19 protein-coding genes and 1 tRNA gene are annotated in these 24,472 nt (G+C 34.8%); 5 read left to right on the top strand and 15 right to left on the bottom strand.

Translation table 11 applies throughout. The features are described 5' to 3' along the window. Nucleotides 1–282 precede the first annotated feature (282 nt). The gene (locus tag ZA06_RS06595; protein ID WP_053976584.1) at nucleotides 283–2,394 is read left to right on the top strand and encodes a DUF262 domain-containing protein; all 2,112 of its coding nucleotides are present in this window, start codon (nucleotides 283–285) and stop codon (nucleotides 2,392–2,394) included. Nucleotides 2,395–2,482: 88 nt separating this feature from the next. Here ZA06_RS06595 and ZA06_RS06590 read toward each other — a convergent pair whose 3' ends face one another. Genes ZA06_RS06590 through ZA06_RS06580 form a run of 3 tightly spaced genes read right to left on the bottom strand, consistent with a single transcriptional unit; the run spans nucleotide 2,483 to nucleotide 7,719 of the window. Further along, nucleotides 2,483–3,610 carry a phosphoadenosine phosphosulfate reductase domain-containing protein gene (locus ZA06_RS06590; RefSeq protein ID WP_053976583.1) on the bottom strand — a complete coding sequence of 376 codons (1,128 nt, stop codon included), beginning with the start codon at nucleotides 3,608–3,610 and terminating at the stop codon, nucleotides 2,483–2,485. A gap of 1 nt (nucleotide 3,611) precedes the next feature. After that, complete coding sequence (locus ZA06_RS06585; protein ID WP_053976582.1) at nucleotides 3,612–6,836, bottom strand: hypothetical protein; 3,225 nt, start codon at nucleotides 6,834–6,836, stop codon at nucleotides 3,612–3,614. Beyond that, nucleotides 6,823–7,719: a DUF4007 family protein gene (locus ZA06_RS06580; RefSeq protein WP_053976581.1), complete on the bottom strand. Its 897-nt coding sequence runs from the start codon at nucleotides 7,717–7,719 to the stop codon at nucleotides 6,823–6,825. Before ZA06_RS06580 ends, ZA06_RS06585 begins: the two co-directional genes overlap by 14 nt. Before the next feature lie 131 nt (nucleotides 7,720–7,850). On the opposite strand from ZA06_RS06580, the gene ZA06_RS06575 reads away from it, so the two are divergent. Continuing rightward, entirely contained in the window at nucleotides 7,851–8,036 is a 186-nt protein-coding gene (locus ZA06_RS06575; RefSeq protein ID WP_053976580.1) for a hypothetical protein, read from the top strand. Between the two features lie 268 nt (nucleotides 8,037–8,304). Here the strand turns inward: ZA06_RS06575 and ZA06_RS06570 are convergent, their stop codons facing one another. The 10 genes from ZA06_RS06570 to mce all read right to left on the bottom strand — a co-directional run bounded on the left by ZA06_RS06570 (nucleotide 8,305) and on the right by mce (nucleotide 17,224). After that, on the bottom strand, nucleotides 8,305–9,693 hold the full coding sequence (locus ZA06_RS06570; RefSeq protein WP_053976579.1) for a DUF4407 domain-containing protein: 1,389 nt from the start codon (nucleotides 9,691–9,693) through the stop codon (nucleotides 8,305–8,307). Beyond that, nucleotides 9,680–11,101 carry a protein kinase domain-containing protein gene (locus ZA06_RS06565; protein ID WP_053976578.1) on the bottom strand — a complete coding sequence of 474 codons (1,422 nt, stop codon included), beginning with the start codon at nucleotides 11,099–11,101 and terminating at the stop codon, nucleotides 9,680–9,682. The genes ZA06_RS06570 and ZA06_RS06565 overlap by 14 nt, the downstream gene beginning before the upstream one ends. Nucleotides 11,102–11,103: 2 nt before the next feature. Then, nucleotides 11,104–11,673, bottom strand: coding sequence for a phospholipase D-like domain-containing protein (locus ZA06_RS06560; protein ID WP_053976577.1), 570 nt, complete (start codon nucleotides 11,671–11,673; stop codon nucleotides 11,104–11,106). Continuing rightward, on the bottom strand, nucleotides 11,673–12,680 hold the full coding sequence (locus ZA06_RS06555) for a protein kinase domain-containing protein (RefSeq protein WP_053976576.1): 1,008 nt from the start codon (nucleotides 12,678–12,680) through the stop codon (nucleotides 11,673–11,675). Before ZA06_RS06555 ends, ZA06_RS06560 begins: the two co-directional genes overlap by 1 nt. A 2-nt stretch (nucleotides 12,681–12,682) precedes the next feature. Then, a complete protein-coding gene (locus ZA06_RS06550; RefSeq protein WP_053976575.1) occupies nucleotides 12,683–14,032 on the bottom strand; it encodes a hypothetical protein in 1,350 nt (449 codons plus the stop codon). A gap of 11 nt (nucleotides 14,033–14,043) precedes the next feature. Beyond that, nucleotides 14,044–14,895, bottom strand: coding sequence for a vWA domain-containing protein (locus ZA06_RS06545; RefSeq protein WP_053976574.1), 852 nt, complete (start codon nucleotides 14,893–14,895; stop codon nucleotides 14,044–14,046). Nucleotides 14,896–14,954: 59 nt separating this feature from the next. Continuing rightward, nucleotides 14,955–15,785 (bottom strand): hypothetical protein, encoded by an 831-nt coding sequence (locus ZA06_RS06540; RefSeq protein ID WP_053976573.1) that lies wholly within the window; start codon nucleotides 15,783–15,785, stop codon nucleotides 14,955–14,957. Then, a complete protein-coding gene (locus tag ZA06_RS06535; RefSeq protein WP_053976572.1) occupies nucleotides 15,785–16,327 on the bottom strand; it encodes a YcjF family protein in 543 nt (180 codons plus the stop codon). The genes ZA06_RS06540 and ZA06_RS06535 overlap by 1 nt, the downstream gene beginning before the upstream one ends. A gap of 365 nt (nucleotides 16,328–16,692) precedes the next feature. Then, a tRNA-Ile gene (locus ZA06_RS06530) sits at nucleotides 16,693–16,766 on the bottom strand. A 56-nt stretch (nucleotides 16,767–16,822) separates the two neighbouring features. Then, entirely contained in the window at nucleotides 16,823–17,224 is a 402-nt protein-coding gene (gene mce / locus ZA06_RS06525) for a methylmalonyl-CoA epimerase (RefSeq protein ID WP_053976571.1), read from the bottom strand. A gap of 112 nt (nucleotides 17,225–17,336) precedes the next feature. Here mce and rbfA point away from each other — a divergent pair, with 112 nt between their 5' ends. Beyond that, nucleotides 17,337–17,732 carry a 30S ribosome-binding factor RbfA gene (rbfA, locus tag ZA06_RS06520; RefSeq protein ID WP_053976570.1) on the top strand — a complete coding sequence of 132 codons (396 nt, stop codon included), beginning with the start codon at nucleotides 17,337–17,339 and terminating at the stop codon, nucleotides 17,730–17,732. 81 nt (nucleotides 17,733–17,813) lie between these two features. Further along, a complete protein-coding gene (locus tag ZA06_RS06515; RefSeq protein WP_053976569.1) occupies nucleotides 17,814–19,025 on the top strand; it encodes an ABC transporter permease in 1,212 nt (403 codons plus the stop codon). Here the strand turns inward: ZA06_RS06515 and dusB are convergent. Next, a complete protein-coding gene (dusB, locus tag ZA06_RS06510; protein ID WP_053976568.1) occupies nucleotides 19,006–19,998 on the bottom strand; it encodes a tRNA dihydrouridine synthase DusB in 993 nt (330 codons plus the stop codon). The genes ZA06_RS06515 and dusB overlap by 20 nt on opposite strands. Before the next feature lie 97 nt (nucleotides 19,999–20,095). Then, the gene (locus ZA06_RS06505; RefSeq protein ID WP_053976567.1) at nucleotides 20,096–22,513 is read right to left on the bottom strand and encodes a TonB-dependent receptor domain-containing protein; all 2,418 of its coding nucleotides are present in this window, start codon (nucleotides 22,511–22,513) and stop codon (nucleotides 20,096–20,098) included. Between the two features lie 157 nt (nucleotides 22,514–22,670). Between ZA06_RS06505 and lepA the strand changes: the two genes are divergently transcribed. Then, nucleotides 22,671–24,467 carry a translation elongation factor 4 gene (gene lepA, locus ZA06_RS06500; protein WP_053976566.1) on the top strand — a complete coding sequence of 599 codons (1,797 nt, stop codon included), beginning with the start codon at nucleotides 22,671–22,673 and terminating at the stop codon, nucleotides 24,465–24,467. Nucleotides 24,468–24,472: the final 5 nt, after the last annotated feature.

Here is a 24,472-nt window from a genome sequence, read left to right as displayed (position 1 = left end):
GATAAGTTAAATAATGAATTTTGAAAATTATGGAATTTTCATCAAGATAAATTTATTTCAACAAATTGTAACATAGGGCTCCCTCTCAAAGTTTTTCTAAACAAAGGTTTTATTGATGTCTGTTTATTTGAAGATATTAATGATTTTAGAAGTGTTTCTGAGCTTGAAAATAAAATTGATTTTTTATCAATCGGGTCTGAATTAGTTGAGTTGTTTAAAAATAAAGATTTAAATAAATATCTCGAACAAAGGATAGTCAATTAAATGAAATCTAAATAGTAAATGAAAATAAACATACAGCCAACCTTACAAACACCTTATAAAAATTTTTTTTCTTGTAAAGATGAAGGAGTTGAAATAAATCAATTAATAGTGCCAATTTATCAAAGAGAATATGATTGGGAAGAGGATCGTATTGTTAGAATGCTCTCTGACATTGATTACTATCTTGATGATAAAGATGAAGGAGATGAAGATATTTATTTTCTCGGAGCTGTTATTTTGGAAATAGATAGTGATTCAGATTATGAGAAAATTTATGAGGTAGTTGATGGACAGCAGAGATTGACTACATTTTATTTGATGGGGTTACTTCACTACCTTATTTCTCAATATAGATTTAAGAATCCTCATACATTGGGTATGAAGGCATTTGCAATTGGTAAGTTGATAGGTAAGTTAGAGAAAATATTCAAGGATTCAGAGAAAAGACTTGTTTTCGGAAAATTCGATTATGAATTGTTGGATTTGGATAGAAATGAGGAAGAAGAGCTGCCAGAAGAGTTCCTTTTTAGGATATCAAATAAATATTTATTAGACGGCGAAGAAAGGGTACAGAGACTTAAAATATATGATCCGGATATAAATGAAAAACTAAGGCGAGTTATAGAAAATTCAGATATTTCTATTTCAGATAAGAAAATAAAATTAATAACGGATAGTCAAGATAATCCGTATGCTGAAAATTTGGAAACTATTTTCAATTATTTAATGGGAAAATTCTATTCTGAAAACAAACTTAATGATAAGATTTTGGAAGAAATTCAAAGTCAATTAGACAAGTATTTGAAAAACTCAGGAATGGCTTTAATTAAATCAGAAAACAAAGATGACTCGTTTAAATTGTTTGAGGTATTGAATGATACTGCGAGGAAGTTGACGGTTTTAGATTTGCTAAAGAATTATTTTGTTGAGCATTTAAAAGAAGATTATAGCAAGGAGAGTTGGAGGAAACTAAAGGATAATGAAGAGGAAATTAAGGGTGTTAATTTAGTAAGTGATGTTATTAAATCCGAGGGTTATGCTAAATCTACATATGAGTATTCATATTTATCGAATAAAATTGAAGAAAGACCTGAATATTATAGAAAAAAAGAATCTGCGCAAGATTATTTTAGGAGACTGTCTTTTTATTCTAAATTATTGAATGAAATCACAAATAAAAAATTCTTTAAGGGTAATGTTTTAAATAATTCGCTTTTATGGAATTTATCGGGTATTCATAATGTTAAATTTCATTGGGGAAGGCAAGTTATGATTGCCTTTTTGAATCTTTCGAATATTAAATCTATTAAAGATGTTATTCAAGAAGATGTTATTTGGAATAGCTTTGATATTTCAGGGTATAAAAAAATAAGTACTTTAAATAAGTTTTACTTAATAAGTAGTGATTTACTATTTAAGATCGGTTTAGTGGGAAAGGTTAATAATCTTTCATCTAAAGCTTTACCTGAAACAGGTAAAGAGTTTTTAAATAGATATCACAATTTCTTGAATAAAGGTAGGTTTGATGAGAAGGATTTGAATGATTTAATAGATGACCTTAAAAGTGTAAGTAATAGTTTTTTTTCAAAAGAGTTATCAAAATTTGAGAATAATTTAGATCTTTTAAATTACCAAAATAATTCGCATAAGAATATTATGAAGGTTTTATTGTATATTTTATATAATAAGGGAGAAAATGGTTCGTATTCTGTTAGTGATATTACTTTAGAACATATTGAACCGCAAAGAGAAAGGTCTTCAGGGTATTTTGAGCATGATGAAAGAAACCGAATTGTAAATAGTTTTGGAAATATGATTCTTTTAGGAAGTGCAAAAAACTCAAGTTTTGGAAATTTGAGTGTTAAAGAGAAAATAGATAAGTCATCAGAAATGGAAAATGATGCTTTTATTAATCATTCAATTTTTCAATCTTTGAATACCAAGGGGCCTCAGGCTAAAAGTGGTGTATTTGATAAAAGTCATTTTGATTTGCTACTTGATAGTTCTAACTTTAAAGATGATGTTCCTACTGAATCATTTTTTGAGAATCGCAAGGAGTTTTATAAGAAAGAACTTGTGGGAATGATATTTAAAACAGATCGTTTCCTGTTAAACCCATGTATTTATTGATGTAAATGAATTTGATTTCAGTTTAATAATTAAAATTAAGCAAAAAAATAGCGAGATTATTTCTCGCTATTTTAGTTTTTAGAGCAGTTTAAATAAAGCAGCTTGCGCAACCTTCACCTTCAGCTTGTAGGATTTCATCCTGCCAGCTTTGTCCGGTTCGTGATCTGTTTTTCTCTCTATTCATTCTAAGAAAATGTTCCTTTTTGATTGCTGCCACACGTTCCGGGCGCTTTAAATCATCTAATGGCTCTTCCATCCACGTATAGCCTTCTTTCTCATATTCGATAGCCTTTTCGAATAATGTAGGATGTTGTTCTAATAGCCATACCCATTCAATTTTTTGTTGGTAAAAACAGAAGAAACAACCTGAACGACTACGCGAGTAAGTCCCCTTTTTGATTTCACCATCAATTTCCACTTGATATTCTATTGGCTTATAATAAGCAGGGACCCCAACGCCTGAATCCTCAAGCAGTTGAAACACATCATTTAATCCAATGACCTCATCATTTTCGATCAAAGGGAAAGAGTCTAATTTACCAACTGGATAGTCTGTGGTTTTTAGGTATTGGAATACAACTTTATTAAAAAGCTTTACATCAACATCAATAAGAGCGTTTAATTTTTGCCTTTGCGTGAATTTAGGTGAAATAGGTTGCTCAACATATTTTAAGGCATTTGCGATAAGATTTTCAGGTGCTAATTCTTCGTAATAGCTTTTAATAAGTTCGGTGTTTGTATTGGCTAATACTTTTTTGATAACATCTTCACTCCAAATGTTTTTTCTAAACGGAAATATCGTTTGAATGTTTTCTCGTTTAGAAACGTAACCTTCTCTGTTTTCATCACCTCTAATCCCTACATAGGAAATGGTAGGTTCATCACCAACATGATTCTCAAAGGGCTGTAATTTCATTTTATTAGTACACCATCTTGCTGTTGCAGAAGGAAGGTATCCTCCGTAAATGGCTAAGAAATGATCAAAAGGATTTTTCATTGGAGAGTTGTCTTCATCCATAGATTTATAGATGACGATATCTTTTCCAAGTACGGAATTTAAACGAGATATTAAATCGTAGGTTTCCTTAAGTTCTTTTCCAGTGTCGCAAGTATAGTATTCTGTATCAAGAGAAGGATAGTTTTGGCTCATGTAAATGGCTAAAGCTGCACTATCTTTTCCTCCAGATATTCCTAATAAATGTTTTATGTTTCCCATATTATATGCTCATTTCTTTTGAAAGTAAATCAATTAACAGTTCTTTACGCTTCGCTTCATCCAGTTTATTAATGGATTCACTGATGCTGTTCTTGATATCATTGAACTCTTTAGAAGGTTTTGAGTCGACAAATAATCGATCATCTTTGTATTCTCCTGTTTCTCCAAAGAATCGGATGGAATACAATTTACCATTTTTTGAATTACTATTATAATTCTGAATTTCTGTTGCCTTAATAAGTCCTAAAGCTAAATCATTTAGGGTTGCCATTAACAGGTTTTCATCTTCATCAAGCATGTCCTCAATGCCTTTCCCTAAAGCAACGTCAGCTACCGACTTTATCCAGCTCATACGATCAGGAAGAGGTGATGAAATTCTTTTGTAAAATATATTTTGTTTTTGACTTAATACCGAGGTATTTAATCCTGCTAATTTTAAGTTTATTTCTTCTTTATAAACTTCGAAATCTTTTGAAGTACAATAAAAAGCTTCCGTAATCGTATGTTCAATACGATTGATGAGTTCGTCATAAACCACTCTAATTTCACGAATGGCTTCTTGAATTTGATCAGTAAATGAACCTAAAACCTCAACATCTTCTTTGATAGCTAAATGATGATAGCCTAAAGCAGCCGGAAATTGATTAAATAAGGCATCTTCTGGGTCTTTTGAGCTAATGATAGCTTCTCGTAGTTTTACGGCCTTAGAAGAGAGGTTTTTAGTTTTAAGGGTGTAATTATTTAATCCTCTTTGGAACCTTAAAAAGTTACCAAAAATAGATAAGAATGTTGATTGGGTTCCCGTATTAGAGTCTCCAATTTGAACCAGTTCTTTATAACTCTCGATTAGGTTTAGTTTTAATCCTGACACATCATAACTTTTTACTAAAAAGTCTTGTGGTTTTTTGTGGATTAAATCTAAGGTATCTTCCGTTAAAAATGGAATAAATCCACCGTCAACGTGAAATAAAGCGTAATCCTCTCGTTTAGCAATTAGGAATATAGGAATCCAATATTCAATAAATCCTTTTTTTAGTTTAAAAGGTTTTTTAGATAAAGTTTCATAAAATTCGCTAAGGTTTATCTTATTTGAAACGGTACTGTTGAGGAATTCTTCTGATTTCTTCCATAGCTGGTATAAGTTAGAATTTTCGGAAGGTTCATCTAACTTATAGTAGCCGATGTCCTTATTTTCTTGATGGATACTAGTATCCTTTAATAAGCTAATGTAAATCGCTTTTTCAGGCGGGAATTTATCCTTCTTAAATCCAATATCTTCAAGCTGTTCCTTTTCAAGGAGAGTTCTAAATAATGCTTTCCTTGCTGTATTAATAGGTGCGCTTAAAAACTCTTTATTTATAAGCTCGTTTTTAAAAATTGGTGTTTCGGTATATAATACCTCTGAGCAAATCTCCGAAAGCTTATTGTAGAGTTTGTGTTTGCTTTGAATCTTTTCTGTACGGCCATTATGAATCCAAATGTTTTGATCGTTGTCAAAAAGTTCATTGGTGACCAAATCGGTTAACTTGTTAACATGATACTCCTTTTCATCATTTAAAAGTTTAAGAGCATTTTTATCTAATTGGTGCTTAATTAGTAATTTCTCAAACTTTAGAATCATTAAAACTTCCTCTCTAATCTTTGAAGAGTTGTTGTATATGACAAACAAATTGTCATCATGATTTTTAGATGCTTTCTTTAAATTCGTTTGCTTGATGTCATTAAAAACTAAATTAATGTAACCATCAATTGGGCCTTCAGCTTGAGTAAGATCTTCAAGCGTGTCTAATATTCTAAATTCAAAAAACCTATTGGTTCCAGTAATAAACGAATATTTCTTCGCCAATAAGATTGGGAAATCTATTCTGTTTAAGATTTCATTAGATAATGAGAATTGATTGTTGATTTCTTTGGTGACTAACAGTAATTCATGATCTAAATCGATATCAGTACCGTCTAAGAAATTGATTTTATTACTGTGTTTATAAAATCTTATAATCCCAGATTTCTCAAGCGTTTTTAAAATGTCTTTTACAGAAATATCTCTGGTAAGTTCAAAATACTTCGTGATAAAATTATTATCAAAGAGTCCACCAACTTTAGAGAATATATTTACTAAACTAATCGTTTTGATAACTTCTGAAACGGTTTCAAAATCTTCCCCAAAAATGAGCTCCGCTTTTTCCAAGGCTCTAAAAGTGGTTAGCCACTGTGCTCTATGTGGATTTTCAGGACTATAGATTTCTGTTGGTAATGAGTTTACAATGTAGTCATACACATTAGCAACGGTGAAAAATGTTTTATTAAAGTTTTTGATAGAGTATTTGGTGGAGTCGCTTAAGAACGAAAATAAAGATCTTTCATTTTGTCCATAGCGTTGTAGTGAATTAACTAGGATGCTTACTGATAACCAGTCTAAAGGGTAAATAGCATTGGATAAATCATCGCTAACTGTTGTTTTTAAGTTAACTAAGTTGGACGCTTTAACATGATCGATTAACGCTTTGTGATTCTTAGTTGAGGTTATAGGTTTTTTAAACTCTTTAAGTTTTTCACTGGCGAAGTAAATTAACTGTTCAACGGGTTCGTTGAAAGCCAAATCAACAAAACGACCTTTTACCTTTTCCCATTCCAATTTATCTTGACTGGATAGGTTTTTACCATAACTCGCAAAGTTTTGATGAAGGGTAATGATAAAATAAGCATTAGTATCATCGTTGTTAGCCCATTCAGATATTTGTTGTAATAGGTAAATATCATCTGTAGACTTGTTTTTTGATGCATATTCCAAAAGCTTACCGAACTCATCTATAATTAAAATGAAGCCTTTGCTATTTTTCTCGGCAGCTTTTCGTTGCTTTTCTAAAGCATTAAGGATTTCCTTTGAGTTGGCATTGGTTTTTAAATCTAAAGCATTAGCTAAGACTAAGCTCAGGGATTCGTTTTCTCCAATGATTTTAAAGAACTCAAAGTCAAAGGACTTGTCTTCGTGATCGATGATGTTGGTGAAGAATTCTGCTTTCCCATTAAGGTTTTGTTCTAAAGCCCAAAGAAAAGAGGATTTACCAGTACCGTAGTTCCCAATTAAATTGAAGGATTTGTTGGCACCGTAATTATGAAGAAAGATTCTATCGAAAATTTCTTTTCCATTGGCGGTAGGGATGTAGTCGATTTTTTTTGACTCATCCCTTAATATGTTGGTAGATATATTATTAGTATAACTCATAATACTTTTTAAGTATATCGTTTTTAAAAGTCGTTGTTGTTTTCTTTATCTGTATTTGTCTTACACCAGCATCATCCATATAAACAAATTCCTTATAGGTAGCCGCTAATTGATTTAGGATGCCATCCAGTTTATCATTGGAAAGGCATAAATAAGCTCCAAGGCTAGTTCGGATATTGTCAAAACTGATAGCTTTTTCGTTCTCAAATTCTATCATTAAACAATACGCAAATACTTCAATAGGAATATCATGCCCACCTTTATTAATACGATATATCGACTGTCCATAATCGTTTTTCCTTCCTGTATTTGAAATTAAATTAAGAGGAAGAAGTGGCACATTAAAGTCATCTTCAACAGTCTTGTGGTTTTTTGCAGGAGCGACATATGATCGAACAAAAACCTTAAAATCATTAATCAATGTCTTTTCTGCTACAGGCTTTTGTTCCTTCTCCTTAAGCTCTTTATTGATGTGCCTGAATATCTGATATTCGGAAAACTCCAAAGTGGCTTTATCCGAGAAATAGTCTGCAAATATCAATTTAAATATGGAAGCGTATTGACTGTTACAAATAAAATATTGTAATAGCCAAAGAGATCCCTCATATTCAAGATAGGGATCCAATTCATCCGTCATAAACAATAAATCTGCAAATTCAGTTTTCTTGACATTGTCATCTATCAGCCCAAAAGCTCTCAACCAATGCTGTATAGACCTCACCATATTTTTACCAACTCCCAAAGTAGAAATAGTTTCAACTTTCTTAAAAACATCTTTATCGTTTTGATTTTCAAGAAGTTGCAATCCTTTTAAGATCCACTGCTCTTTACAGTGAAATTTGTCATGTCCTGAAAACCTTAAGGTTTCATTGTTTAATGTCATTGAATTTTATTGTAATTTTAATGATAGTGCAATTTAACTAATTGGATAAGTTCCTCCAATTACATTGAAAATTTTATTCATATAATTATAAACAAACCACAAAGAACTGATTTACAAACAATTAATCATTAATGGAAAATTCCAAAAAAAGCTGGCTATCAAGTAAAGAAGCAATGAAAAAGGCCAAAATCAAAGATTGCGATTTAATGCACCACAGAATCCACGGCGATTTAGCTTTTGAAAAAAGAGGGAATGCCTATTTTTATTCCGAAGAAAGTATTGAAAAGCTGAAATCCATAAAAAACAACCAATCTTAATAAAAAACTACCTCCAAAAGGTTAAATTACACCTTATTTAACGGATTATATTTTCCTACATTTCTGAAATCAAACATTCTTTAACTCTAATTATTAATAAGTAATGAGCTATAAAAAAGGTTTTATAGCTCAATCCCACTTTCCTCCCCACAATTTCTACAATATTTCATTCTTATTTAATCCTTGCTAGGATAAAAGTTTTAGAGGATCACGTTTTAGTTCCTGAACTCTATTTTAAATCATAATATTAGCATAATAGTAGGGAATTTCAACCTACTCTTCTTTTTTGAATACCATTACTGTTGATGATGTGGTTCACCCCATTTTTTAGCTTTTCTATTTCCTCCTCTTTCCATTTCTCTACAGCTAATTCTGCTATTTCAGCTTGGGCCAAGGCAATTTTTTCTAATAGAGCCTTGTTACCAGCAATCTCTGCATCAAGTCTATTCTGATTTTTTTCTGTAGATATTTTTATTGATGTATTAATACCATCATTAATATCTGAAATCTTTTGTTTTTCAATAACAAAAGCTTCATGTTTTAATCTATCCATCATATCATCATATGGCCCTGATTCTGCCATAAGCTTAAATAACACCGGGGCTACTTCTATAAAAATAAACAAGAGTGTAATCAACCATTTCGCCCAAAAAATTGTACTCTTTTCAGAAGTCAAGCGACTCATTGCTTCTAAATGTGCTGCAAAGCCATTGTAATTTTTTGTTTTACCTTGAATTTCCCTATCCCTAATAGCTTTTGCATTCTCTAACTCTTCTATTTTTGTATTCAAAGCATCTATCTCACTTCTTTTAGATGTCAATAAATTGTCAATTTTATCCCTCTCAGATTTAATTGCCTCACCCCTATTTTCAGTTAATTCAATAATTTCGTTATCGATATTTTGTTTTTCCTCTCTTAATTTGTTTCTAACTCCCATTTGAACATCTCTTGCAGACTTTCTCTTTGCTATTTCATTTGAGGAAAGAGAATCATTAATCGCTTTAATATAATTACTATGCAACCTATTTACTTTGCTTTGTATTGAATTTAATTCAGATTCCTTCTGTTTAGAGTCAATTCTTAATTCATTTCTTCTTTGTTCGTAATAGGCTCCAGCGTTTTCAGTAAGTTGCGTTTTACTATTTGTAAATTGCACTTCTTCATTTTCTAATTTTGCCTTTTCTGCTTTTTTTTCAGCTAATTCGTTACCTAGAGAGGGGTCCCCATTTTTTATTGCTTCTCCTTCTTCTATTTTCAATCTTTCCACAACCGTTTGAATTTCGGTTTCAAATATCTTTAACTCCAATGGAGTCGAAATAACAAATCCTAAAAGCACAGCCATTAATAATCTTGGAGCTGCCATTTTCCATTCTTCAAGAGTAATTTTCTGCGTACCATCTCCTTTACCAATTGTAGAAACAATATATCTGTCCAGATTAAAAATTAATAATCCCCAAAAGGCTCCAAAAAACAATGATGGCAATACCGCCTTAAAAGCTGTATAAAATGCATATCCCCCAGCAAAACTTGCCATAAGCGCAGTAAAAACAATTGTCCCTCCAACACCGAAATATTTTGCATGGTCTGTTGGACATTCTTCGAGTACATCTATGTTGGCACCTGCGCACCACCAAAAAAATCGGTTAATTCTGTTCATTTGATTGGTTGTTAAATATTTTTGAAATAATTCTATTATTGGTAATTGCGTTAAAAATTCTGTTTAAGCCACTGTTTTTCATTTCAACACTACTAAAACTAGATTCCAGTTTTTTAAATTCTATCCCTTCCACATTAGAATAAATCGAATTGTCAAAGTTTATATTTAAACTATTTGAGAAGTTGTTAATCCCTAATTGGATACTTGGAAATTCAGGTGAATTAATTTCTAGAACGGTTGTGTTTTCAAATGTAGGAGTCGTGACCTGAAGGCTTTTAATTATTGGTGTCGGAAATACTTTAATTTTGAGGGTTTGGGATAAATCCTCATTAAAACCTTTTGCTGTTAAAAGATATTCATTGCTGTCTTGCGGGGTTATTCTCAACTCCCCCTTACTTTCAACCACGCCTATGTTATTGTTTATAGAAACTTGTAATGCGTTCTCTACTTCCCAAAAAACACAAATCTCCCCCCCTTGTATTAAAATATCTTTATCACTTTTAAATTCAACAATTTTAGGAGGTTCCAAATATGAATTAAATGGTTTTAAATAAGTGTAATTTGTTATGGATAGATATTCTTTTAATATTTCTAAAAGCCTATCAATCTGCATGGATAAATTTTTAAGATCTTGATAAATACCAGACTTTTCAAAATCCTCAAAGTCTGTTTCTGTAAATAATAAGTATTGGGTGTCCTTTACTTGATATTTGCCCCATAAATCCGGTTTTTCTGCTAAAGAAAGTAGAGAAATGTAGATTATTAATTCTGAGAAATAATCGGCTTTTAAGGAGGCTCTCCCTCCATTTAATCTTGAAGGGTGTTGGTACCCTTTTAGCCCAGTAACAAATTCCTGCTGCCCTTCGATTTCAGGAATGCAAATGGAATCATAGTCTACCAATCTAATCTCCCCGTCACCGTGAACCAAAATATTACCTTCCTGTAAATCGCCATGAGAAATTTGATGTTTTCTTAAATCCTGGCACATATACAGAAAATTATCTGCCAAATTGATTAATTTGGAAGGCTCGGAAAGTTGCTTTTCTATATATTCCTTAAATAGTACACCATCTAACCATTCCATCCTAATGGTATCCACTAATTCGCCATTAACAAGTAAAGAGTGTTCGTCATAGACAAAATCTGCAAAATATTGTAAATTCTTTGAAGTAAGGTATTTGGATATTTTTAAAAATCGATCTTTATGCTCACCCATTGGCACATGCCATACACGAAAGGCCCATTTTTTTGCTAGATGAGTCAACTGGAAAACCATGTTAAATCCTCCTGTATACACAAAAGGGCTACCGTTTTTATTAAGACGGGCCGTTGCTCCTTGTAACTCAGGTAGCTTTAAGAAAACATCCAGATTCTTTATAGCGGTTAATATATCCTGTTTATTTGGCATGCTTAAAATTTATTCAAAATATTAGTAGTTTGATTTTTTGATGCTTTTTTTTGTGTTTCAGGCTGCTTTTCCCATTTCTCCATAATTTTTTCAATTGGTAATAGAGATACCTTATTGTTTTTAATAGCAAATCCGAATTGAGGTTTTAAATCATTAAATTTTGATATAAATTGATTTGTTAGGTTGGCATCATCTTTAATCACAAGAATGTTTTCATCATTTGATCTAGCCTTAAATGTCCAGTTATATGAGCCCGTGATTATAGTATTACTGTCGAGAATGCAAAATTTATTGTGCATAAAACTATCCTTCGCACCGTTATTGATTTTGCCTAAATAACCTACTGTTCCATTAAGATTCAGAAACTCTTTAAAATCAACCCTTGACTCCTTATTGAATTTGTGATTTGCAATTACCACTTCTATATTTAACCCCTGTCGAAGTTTTTCTATTAGCTTCTCATAGATTTCGAAATCTGTAAACCAAGCGACACAAATTTTGATATCAAATTGAGCAATGTCAATTTGATGAATTATTTGTAAATGAATATTTTCGAAATAGGCTTTTACCATTAAAATTTGTCTGTGATGTTTTTTTTGTCTGGTAGGGTAACTTCTTTTTTTACAGGAGCATTAGGCTGTTTGTTCCACTTGTCAAAGATACTTTCCTTAGTAAGCTCGCGTTTATCAATAAGTAAATCTTCTAAAGGTCTCAATTGAGAAATATCAGAAGCTTGTAATTCAACTAATAATTCTTTTGACAAATCAGCTATAGTTTGATTTGAAGACCTTACACAATCTGAAATTAATTTGGAAGAATTTGGATTGGCAAAATCTTCTTTTGAAAATAATAAATCTTCGGTTTCATAATACTTATCCCATAAGCTTGGAGTCTCTGCGTATACAAGAAGCGATAAGTAGATAATTAATTCAGAAAAGTAATCTAAATTTGAATTAACCAATTTGTTACTTTGCCTCGCAGGATGTTGGTAACCAGGCAAGCCTTTTATGGTATCCACCATACCACTCAATGGTTTGATAAACATTGAATCGTAATCAATTGCAACAATGGAACCATCATTTTTTACTAGTAAGTTTCCATGCTGTAAATCTCCATGGGCAATATGTTCTTTGTGAAAATATTCAACCATTTTTTTAAACTTATCTGCCAAATCTAGAATTACCCTTGAATTTGAAATATTAGAGTTTATATATTCTTTAAGAGTCTTTCCTTCTACCCAATCCATCAATACGATGGGGTGCAATGCACCATTAACCAGTACAGCATCATCAATGTATTTAAAACCTGCAAAGTATGCGTTGTTTAAGGCTCCTAAGTAATTTGAAATCTCAAGAGAGCGCTTTTTGGCATCACCAATATCTGCAATCCATAATCGCACAGCGACTTTACTTCCAGTAGGTTTGTTAAATGGAAAAACCGTGGTATACCCTCCAGAATACTGAATTATCCTTGATCCTTTTTGGATGATAGAACCTCCAACAATTTCACTTGATTTAAAACTTACCTGTGGGTTCCGCATTGCGGTTACAATATCTGTTCTGGAAGGATAATTTGACATGGTTAAAACTTATCGGTTATACTTTTTGAGTCCTTTTTCAATGATTGCATTTTTGCTTCTTTCTCCTCATTTTCTGTCGGTTTTTCTTCTGGCTTACCAAGTTGGTTCTCTGCTTCGGGATTTCGAGACTCAAGATTGCTTTCTACAGTTTTTGATGGTTTCCCCATTTCTCTTTCATTTGTTTCAGAATCAAGTGTTTCTTGATTTTCTGAAATTTCAATATCGAGTTTGTTTTCTTCGCTTTGTGGAATGATTATCCTTTCTTGTTGATAAGATTTCTCCTCTTCACCGTCATTGTTGACTTTAATCTCAATATCCGATTGCTTTTCTTCCTTTTTACCCGAAACAAAATTGGAAATATGTTCAAAAAATCTTTCCGGTAACCCCTTTTTGTTTTTTTCGCTATTAGTTATTTTCTCTTCAGAATTTTCTATTTCTATAGATTCACTCTCTTCAATTTTTTCTGGTGAAACTTCTGAATTAGGTTCTTCTTGTTCTTTTGATTTGTCCTCTTCAGCTTTTTTAGCAGCTTCCTCTATTTCTTTTTGTTGTATTTCTATTAACGCGTTAATGTCCGAAATCTTTACGGAATCATAGGTCAGGTCATCTTTTTTGTCGTCTTCAATCTTTATTGCCAGAATCGCAGAATCATCATTTCCAAGTTTTTTGCTCAATCTCTCTTTCGAAATAAATCGTTCAAATTCTGTTTGGTTTTGCCAAACTTCAATTTTATGAATAGCATTTTCTTTTTCATTAATAAACCACTCTGCCAAAGCATCGGTCATTAAAAAAAATATACCTTCTGAAAGAGTCTCAGATAAAGGTTTATGCTCTCCTTTATGATTTGTAGTGCTTCTGCTAGATAAGTAATCTGGGAAATTGTCAAACTCAATTGGTTCTGATTTAGAAGATAACTTTAGTACATCTGACTCAAAATTTTTCAAATTAGAAGGAACAAAAAACAAATAACTATCTCCTAAAGCATGGGCTTTCCAGAACCATTCCTTTTTCTTTTTGAAAAAACGTAAGCTTACAAATGTTGCTAACCCGGGTTCCTTTCTATTGAAGGCATTTTTTGTAAACCACTTTGTATCTGATCTTTCTGCGATTTTCGTTACTTTATTTAACCAGTCCTCCTGGCAAGAGCTTATAAAATCGGAATCAGATTCCCATTGATTATTAACCCAATTAGAAACAAGAACATCTGCCCAAACTTTTGGGAAAAATGATTTTGAAACGCCATCTGAAATAGCAAATTTGTGCACCTTTTCATTTATAGCATATCGATCCGCGCAGTCATAGAACAACTCTGCCTCTTTAGGTGAAATAAATCCTTTAATTGAAATTTTCATCTAATTATTATTTAGGCAATTTTGTCTGAACCTCCTGATGAACCGAAATTAATGAACTTGATAAATTCTTCAGGTTCTGCATTGGAAACAAATCCTCTTGACTCGCTTTTAACTTTAAAGTCTTGCTTCACAGCTGCTTGCTTGTAGGAATCTGGAACCTTGCTTGATATTTTAAATAAGAATTTAGCTTGATCGTCTGATAATTCACTTTCAGATTCTTCAAATCCACATTTCTTACCGCCATCACCGATATGCGAATTAAAAATTAAAGGGTTTCCGTCAGCAGAGTTAATAGACATAATGTCCTTTGATACAGAGATTGCTTTGTTCATTGCGTCATCTACAGAAGATCCTGTATAAGGTAATCCGTCAGAAATATTAATAATAATTGGCGCTGGATTCTCAGGTTTCTTTTGCAGCCAACCTTCTATGAGCTCTTTAGCAAAAGTAAGCGCATCTGCCATTGGGGTTAGTCCATTAGCTGTGGGTTCTATAAAAATTGGCATTTGCTCATCGATTTCTATAAGTCCACCTGCACCATCAGACACCTTTCTCTTTAAGTTTTCCATTCTTAATGGATTGTCTGCAAAAGAGCTTAAATAATCTGAACGGATATCATCTACTGCCAAAGCACTGCTTCCTCCATAACCAATCATTGAAACAAACACACGGTCTTTAACTTTTTCTCCGTCCATATTTGTATTGACCAGTTCATTGATTGTCCTATTAATAACTAAGGATGTAAATTCAGCCCTAGTTTTTCCCTCTGTATAAGATTCTTGCATTGAACCTGATTGGTCTACTAAAAAGATGATGTAGCCAGGAGTTGCAGAACTCCATTGTTTTGAATTTGGATTACTCATATTTTGTTATTTTGATATTTATTTCATTAAAATTTTAAAACACTTTTCATTTTATTCTTTTACAATTTTGATACATATCTATTCGCTATGGTTCCAGTACCATACAATAGTTTAAATAATAGGCCTGCACCAACAATAACATTAACCACAGGAATCATCATTAATCCCGCAATAATGGTGAATTTGGCCACTTTTTGTCCTGTTAGTTTAATAAACTTGAATTGTAAGGTTTGTATGGAAATTTTATGCTCCCTATATAATTTAAAGAGATAAAAGGAAGAAATGGCTATAGAGATAAAGGGTAATGTGGGAATGTAGTCCCAAAGTTCATCCTGTTCATCCAGCTCAATTAGTTTGTCTAAAAAGTCGTGTACATCCGTTGTTAATTCTGAGTTGGATAAATGGCTCGTCTTTAAGTCCATTTTTTCGGCCAGTTCTTCGGTAATCAAGATTTCCCCGTCCTGATGGTTGGCAATCCAATCCTGTACATAGGAAGAACTATCGGTTGCCTTTAATTGAATTTCGGTCATTTCCCCCGTCGCATTATCGGTTAGGAGAATATCCGTGTTTTCATGATTGGTATCGACAAACATAGTAGCTGTAATACTATCACCATCGCTATTTTCAATTTCAATAAATTGAATTTCATGTAAGATACCTTTTACAAGATTGCTTAAGCCTAAAAGTTGGCTCTCGTCTAAACCTTGTAGGTAGTCGCCAATATCTTCGATACTTTGGTTTTCTAAATTTGGATGGGCTCGTTTTAAAGCCTGTAGAACATAAGTTTCTTCCTCATTTAGCGTATCAAAATTCCCGTAGGCAATTTTAGCTAGCGTACCAACAATTAAAATGCTGTCAAATTCCTTTTTTAGATAGTTAATGTTGGGCATTACAGCTGGTGCTTTTGCTTATTGATTTCCGCCTTGTTTTCTTTCGATTTCTCTTTTCCTTCTGCCTTAGCTTGTTTAAAAATAATCTTGATCATTTCTGGATCAATCTTCTGTCCTTTTATCTTTTTTTCAAAATAGTAATCCATCACTTTGCCCATACCATAGGTAAGTCCAAATACTAATGGGATCGTGGTCACACCAGAAATAAAGGGCAATACTGTTTTATAGGCGCCTATCACTAATTGTTGGGATAAAAAACCCAAACCTACCAACCCGGCTATTTCTTTAAAGATTTCTTTGGCGCCCGCTTCTGTAATGTTAAAACCTCTGATATCCGCTATTTTCTTTCCCATAAAAGCTTGGATCGGAGTCAGTACAAAAATATCAGCAAACGGAATGGGTTGCACGGCAACGGCGGCACAGGAAGTGGCAAATACAGTACAGATACGTGTTACTTTTTGGTCGTTGGTAAGATCTGTACGTTTTTCAATATCAAGAACTTCCCGTTTAAGGTTGTCCTTGGCTTTGTCAATGAGTTCCATATCTTTTTGGTTGGTTGTTGCTGAAAAGTACGGACATTAAATAAATTTCATTTACGGTTTTTCTCATTTTTCGTTAAAAACCTATAAAAAATAGTTTATTTACCTTAGGTACTGCACACTCTTAAATGTACAATTGAAGAGACATTAATTTTCAAAACACTGGCCTCCAACTGTTGAATTTCGTTACCTTTAATGGAACTAGGATGCAAATATCCAAAACCGATTGCTTATTAAGGCATCAACAAGCATTTAGGTGCAAATAAATTCATTATAAATCAAGGGATGGTTGCCCCCAATGTTGTAACCTTTAAAAACAAAAAAACCCGAAAACTCCTTTATTTACAAGGGTTTTCGGGCTTTTTCTGTGGTCCCACCTGGGCTCGAACCAGGGACTTTCTGATTATGAGTCAGATACTCTAACCAACTGAGTTATAGGACCTGAAATTGGAGTGCAATATTACTACTAATTTTATTATACTGCAAACCTTTTTTTAATTACTTGATGTCTTGACAAAGCTCCACCAATACACCGTTTGTGGATTTAGGATGCAAAAACGCCACTAACTTATTGTCTGCCCCTTTTTTAGGTATTGGGTTCAAAACTGTAAAGCCTTCTTTGGTTAGTCGCGCAATTTCCTGTTCAATATCATCCACCGCAAAAGCGATATGATGAATCCCCTCCCCCTTCTTCTCTATAAACTTGGCAATGGGGCTATCTGGATTACTAGCTTCCAATAGTTCTATCTTGTTGGGACCCGATTGGAAAAAGGAGGTCTTCACACCTTCACTTTCCACGGTTTCCTCTTTATACTTTGGCACGCCCAATAAGGCTTCAAACAAAGGATTGGACACTTCCAAATCCTTAACGGCAATACCAATGTGTTCTATTTTATTCATTTTAAGTTTGTTTTCTATCTGAGGGTCAAATTTAATGGGACTAAAAATAAGATATTCCTCAAATATGCTCTATTTTTGCAGTGTATTTCCTAATTTATAAAACCTAAACACGTTGGAAGAGAGTCAAAGACAGAAAAAAATTGGAGGTGTTTTACAGGAAGATCTTGTAGACGTATTACAGGGCGCTGCCACAAAAGGCGGCCTTAGAGGCATTATTATTTCGGTAAGCAAAGTTAAAGTCACAACAGATTTATCCGTTGCCAAGGTATATTTGAGCATTTTCCCTAACGACAAGGGTCAGGAACTTTTGGAAGGTATTCGTTCCAACACGCCATTAATTCGTCACGAATTAGCACAACGCACCAAAAATCAATTACGCCGCATGCCCAATTTGGAATTCTTTATCGACGATTCTTTGGAATATATAGACCGCATTGAAAAGTCGCTAAAAGGCGAAGAAAACCCTATACAAAATCCAGACCTTCTGGATAAACGTAAAAAATCATAATCATCACCACTCCACTCGGAGTGGTTTTTTCTTTAGTACTGTCTTTTCGGTTATTTTCTTTTTTCGCCTTAAATTACGGCCATGAATGTATCCCTTTACATTGCCAAACGCTACCTGTTTTCCAAAAGCAGCAATAATGCCATCAATATTATGACCCTTATTGCGGCTTCAGGTATTGTGATTGCCTCAGCCGCCCTGTTTATTGTCCTATCGGGATTTGCGGGTTTAAAAGATTTTAGTCTTCAGTTTACTTCTTACGTAGATCCAGACCTTAAAATGCTGCCATCAAAGGGGAAATCCTTTCAATTTACCGAAAAGGATTCTTTGAAACTTTCCAACATTGAAGGTGTGGCACTCTTTTCCGAAATCATAGAGGAACATGTCATTCTGGAATTCGATAACAAACGAAAATTAGCCACCCTAAAAGGTGTTGACGAACATTATACCCAAGTGACCCATATTGATTCTATGGTTGCTTATGGATTTTGGTTTGAAAAAGGAACGGACCAAGTGGTTTGTGGATGGGGTATTTCCAGCAGTCTATCCTTGGGCGTTTTAGATTATGCCAAGCAACTTAAAATTTATGTGCCTAAACCAGGAACCGGTCAAATTACTTCTGTAAAAGGGGCTTTCAATTCTATAAATGCTGTGAATACCGGAGTTTTTCAAATCAATGAAGATTTAGACAATACCTATGTCTATTCCAACTTGGAAACCGCTAAATTTCTACTGAACTACAACGATAACCAAATTAGCAGCATTGAACTAAAACTACATCCAAATGCCAACGAAGTACAGATAAGACAAGCTCTGAACGACACGTTTGGAGACCGTTTTATCATGAAAAATAGAGCAGAGCTTAACGACTCACTCAACAAAATGCTCAACTCCGAAAACTTATTTGTATACCTTGTCTTTACTTTAGTAATTGCCATTGCCCTGTTCAACGTTATAGGATCACTTATTATGATGATTCTGGACAAAAAGGAGTCCTTACACACACTTTTTAATTTGGGTACACCTACCAATGCCATAAAGCGTATTTTCTTCCTTCAGGGAAGTTTAATGACGATTTTGGCAGGTGTTACCGGAATCGTGATTGGATTTATACTTGTGGTCCTGCAACAGCAATTCAATTTGGTCATGATTACCCCATCATTACCCTACCCCGTAGTTATACAACCAATCAACTTTGTTGTGGTATTTGTAACGGTAGGACTTCTAGGAGTGGTCGCTTCCAAAATTGCTTCTGGAAGAATATCGAAAGCTTTAGTTAGACAAACTGGTAATTAGAAAACTGGTCCAACACCTCATCAAACGCCTCAAAAACATCTTTGGCATCATCACTGGTTACCATCTTGGTTCGGTATTCCTTGAAGTTTGGAATTCCTTTGAAGTAGTTGGTATAGTGACGTCTGGTTTCGAAAACACCTAACTTTTCACCTTTCCAATCAATGGCCATTTGAAGATGACGTCTAGCAGCTTCCACACGCTCTTCCAAAGAAATCGGCGCTAAATGTTCCCCTGTGTTGAAAAAGTGCTTTACCTGTTTAAAAAACCATGGATTCCCAATGGTTGCACGACCAATCATACAGCCATCCAAACCATAGCTATCACGCATTTCCATAGCGCGCTCAGGCGTATCTACATCGCCATTTCCAAAGACTGGAATGTGCATTCTTGGATTGTTTTTCACCTCAGCAATCGGACGCCAATCGGCATTCCCCTTGTACATTTGCGCTCTGGTTCGGCCATGGATAGAAATGGCCTTACAGCCTGCGTCCTGAAGACGTTCGGCTACTTCTACAATCCTAATAGAATCGTGGTCCCAACCCAAACGGGTCTTTACAGTAATGGGCAAATTGGTACGCTTCACCATTTCGGCTGTCAAGGTTTCCATTAAGCATACATCCTTAAGGATTCCTGCACCAGCACCTTTACTCACTACCTTCTTTACGGGACAACCAAAATTGATGTCGATCATATCCGGATTGGACTTTTCAACAATATCAATGGTTTGGAGCATACTGTCTAAATTGGCACCAAAAATCTGGATGCCTACAGGACGCTCCTTCTCGTAAATATCCAGTTTCATGGTACTTTTAGCCGCATCGCGAATAAGTCCTTCACTTGAAATAAATTCCGTAAATACCACATCTGCCCCCTGCTCCTTGCACAGTGCACGAAACGGTGGATCACTTACATCTTCCATAGGTGCCAAAAGCAACGGAAAATCAGGAAGTTCTATATTGCCAATTTTTACCATAATAGCCCATTTTGGTGCAAAATTACATCTTTTTGGCTAATCCACTTCTATTCCAATAAAATAGTACTGTAGAGAAGAATGCTTGTTGTGAGAAAAATTAATTTTCCTGTGTTTCCAAACGATCCAATTCCTGAAGATCTTTACTAGATTCCGTCTCTGATTTAAGGGTCGTATTTCCGAAGTTATAGCGGAGTCCAACTTTAACGGTACGGCTGTCCACATCGTTAAAGCGAGAATTGTATTGATTCAAGAACCTTGTAGCATCTTCCATGTCTTGCATGTTGAACAAGTCTTCAGCAATCAAGGAGACTACTAATTTCTTCTTGCAAAGCGTTTTAGAAATAGACAAACTAGACACCAATCGATCTTCCACAATTCTGAACCCTTGCATATTCTTACCCACCCAAATTAAATTAAGGTTGGCATTTAAGCTTTTATCCTTTAAAAATTGCCAATTATTGCTCAACTCACTGTAATTGGACCACTGATCCTGTGATATGTCATTACCCCAAAAATTGGCCTCATCCTTAATGTTATAAAACGACGTCACCGCATAAAGATACCAACGTGGCGACACATAAAAATTCACTACAAAATCGAAACCAAACTCAAGGGTTCTATCAAAATTAACAGGCGCGTAAGTGAGAATGTTATTCGCATTGTCCTGTGCTGGCAATTCATAAATATTGTTCTTGTTCACTTTGTAATAGGCCTCTACTGTATAGGTGTTTTTAAAGGAAGCTCCAATAACCGCATGGTCAATAAACACAGGCTGTAACCTAGGATTTCCAACCACAACTGTATTGTCGTTCAAATAGAGTTTGAAAGGATTCAAGCTCTGGTAATCTGGCCTATTAATGCTGCGTTTGTAATTGGTGTACAGACTTAAATCATCCGACGCTGTAAAACTGATACTCGCGGTTGGAAACCAACTCAAGTAATCCTGCTTATTCACTTCATTGTTCGTGATTGAAATCCCTTTTAATTGGGTTTTCTCAACCCTCAAACCAAAATTCAAACTCCATAACTCCCAATCATTTGAAAAGTCCACATACCCTGCGTAGATAGATTCTTTATATTCAAAAGCATCTGAGTTGTCCGGATTCAAAGTTTCCTGTCCCTCGAAAACATCGTATTGGGTGATATCGCTATTGGTGGAAATGTTAGAATATTTCAAACCAGTTTCAAAAATAGAAGTTTCTGAAGCTGCTCTGGCATAATCCAATTGGGACGTAAAAATATCCGTGTCTTGATTGCTAAAAGTATTGTAACTGGTTGTTTGCAAAAACTGATCGTTGCTATCAAAATAGTTGCTACTCACACTTTGGTCTCGTGAATAGCCGTAGGTTGTATAGTGGGCATTTGCCGAAAGTTGCTCGCCTTCCTCATTAAAATTATGGACATAATCCATGTTAAATCCCAAATTGTGTTTTTCATCAAAAGACAAGTTGTTGGCATCAAAATAATACATCAAGGATTCGTTGGCATCAAACACTTCACTGGTATTGTTGATGTTGTATTTAAAATCGGGCATCCAAAGTGTATTTGCTGAAAGGCTCAAGGTGTTTTGCTTGCTCAACATATAATCCAAATACACATCCAAATTATGGGTTTTAGACCAAGTATTTCTATTTACAGAGGACAACCAAATTTGATCCACAATTCGGTTACTATCAAAGTAATTGATTTCCTCATCAGAATCCCTGTTGATCTTGTTTTGGGTATAGCTGTAGTTTGCAGATACATTCAATTTTTCAGTTTTGAAATAATGCCCCATACCGCCATTGTACCTAGGAAAAACCCCTTGTGTAAAATTGCCAAATACATTGCCTTTGTAACCTGTTACCAAATTTTTACCCATCACAATGTTGATGACCACACCGCTTTCAGCATCATATTTTGCTGGCGGATTGGTAATCACTTCAATAGATTTTATGGATGATGCAGAAGATCCTTCCAATAGTTGGGTCAATTCTGAAGAAGATAAGTTTACCTTACGGTTGTTGATGTACACCGTAGGGGCCACACTTTTCACCATAATACTGTTATCTACCACCAAAACCCCTGGAGTACTTTGGATGGCCTGTAACATATTGCCTTCGGTTAGCGCAGTGCTTTCCACATCAAACACCAATCTATCGGCTTCCTTTTTAATGGTAGGCTTTTTATACGTAATGTTGATTTCCTCTAAGCTTTGCAAAACTTCTTGCATCACCATCACCCCCAAATCCAAATTACCGCTCAAGGTAATTTCCTTGCGGATGTCTTTATACCCCATAAATGAAATGGTCAATAGATACGTGCCCAGATCTATTTTGATAACTTCAAACTCCCCTCTATCATCAGTGGAACTCCCTTTTACAAAGGTTTCAGTGTCGCTGGCCTCAATCATAACATTGGCATAGGAAACAGGATTGCTGTGTTCATCCACAACCTTTCCTTTTACGAAGACTCCTTGTCCAAAACTCAATGATGTAACCAGAAATAGTAGGTTGATTATAGGTGTTAATTTCAAGTTAAATTAGCTTTAGAGTATTGCAATATAACATTTGTTTTTTTATATCAATTATGGATTTACGTTATTTTTATAGTTTCTTTTGTTATAAATAATTCATCACAAAGCATAATAAATCAACTATATTTGCAAAATCTTATGCATGTAAGTACCAATTATGAAGCACATTAGAAATTTCTGCATTATTGCACATATAGACCACGGTAAGAGTACCTTAGCCGATCGTTTGTTGGATTTTACCGGCTCGGTAACAGAGCGTGAAAAACAAGATCAGCTATTGGACAATATGGACTTGGAGCGCGAGCGTGGTATAACCATTAAATCGCATGCCATTCAAATGGAATATGTCCATGAAGGCGAGACCTATATCCTTAACCTTATTGACACCCCTGGTCACGTAGATTTCTCTTACGAGGTATCCCGTTCCATTGCCGCCTGTGAAGGTGCACTATTGATTGTAGATGCCGCACAAAGCATTCAGGCACAAACCATTTCCAACCTTTATTTGGCTTTGGAAAATGATTTGGAAATCATCCCTGTGTTGAACAAAGTAGATTTGCCTAGTGCCAATCCAGAAGAAGTAACCGATGATATTGTAGACCTTTTGGGTTGCGATCCTTCGGAAGTGATTCCTGCCAGTGCCAAAACCGGTTTGGGAATCCAAGATATTTTAACCGCCATTATCGAGCGTGTCCCTGCTCCAAAAGGAAATCCAGACGAGCCTTTACAGGCCTTGATTTTCGACTCTGTATACAACCCATTTAGAGGCGTTGAAACCTATTTTAGGGTCATCAACGGTTCGATTAAAAAAGGACAGCAAATTAAGTTTATTGCTACCGGCAACACCTATTTTGCTGATGAAGTAGGAACCTTAAAATTGAAGCAACATCCTCAAAAGGAAATTAAAGCTGGTGATGTAGGGTATTTAATTACCGGTATCAAGGAAGCCAAGGAAGTGAAAGTGGGTGACACCATTACCGATGCCAAGGAGCCTACCAAAAATGCGATTGGTGGTTTTGAGGACGTAAAACCTATGGTATTTGCGGGTATTTACCCTGTAGATACTGAGGATTATGAGGAGTTAAGAACCTCTATGGAAAAGCTGCAGCTCAACGATGCCTCATTGGTATTCCAACCAGAGAGTTCTGCCGCCCTAGGTTTTGGTTTTAGATGTGGTTTCTTAGGAATGTTGCACTTGGAAATCATCCAGGAGCGTTTGGAACGTGAGTTCGATATGACCGTAATTACAACGGTACCCAACGTGTCCTACCACGCCTTTACCAACAAAAACCCGGATGAGGTTATCATTGTTAACAACCCGTCTGATTTACCGGACCCTTCTACCCTTAACCGTGTAGAAGAGCCTTATATTAAAGCTACCATCATTACCAAGGCCGACTTTATCGGAAACGTGATGTCGCTTTGTATTGAAAAGCGTGGACAGATTACTAATCAAACCTATTTAACGCCAGAGCGTGTAGAGCTGAGTTTCGACATGCCATTGGCAGAAATTGTATTCGATTTTTACGATCGCCTTAAAACCGTGTCCAAAGGGTATGCCTCTTTTGACTATTCTCCTATTGGAATGCGCGCCTCCAAACTGGTGCGTGTAGACATCCTGTTAAACGCACAGCCTGTAGATGCCCTATCGGCCCTTATTCACGCCGATAATGCCTACAACATTGGTAAAAAAATGTGTGAGAAGCTTAAGGAATTAATACCTAGACAGCAGTTCGATATTCCTATCCAAGCCGCGATTGGCGCCAAGATCATTGCGCGTGAAACCATTAAGGCCCTTAGAAAGGACGTTACCGCCAAATGTTATGGTGGGGATATTTCCCGTAAGCGTAAGTTATTGGAAAAACAGAAAAAAGGTAAAAAACGTATGCGCCAAGTAGGGAACGTAGAAATCCCTCAGCAAGCCTTTATGGCCGTTTTAAAGCTTAACGATTAAGCTTG

Source organism: Mangrovimonas xylaniphaga (assembly GCF_001280435.1).
GTDB classification, from domain to species: Bacteria; Bacteroidota; Bacteroidia; order Flavobacteriales; family Flavobacteriaceae; genus Mangrovimonas_A; species Mangrovimonas_A xylaniphaga.
Note: the sequence above shows the minus strand (reverse complement) of the source record. Positions and strands in the feature narration are given on the sequence as shown.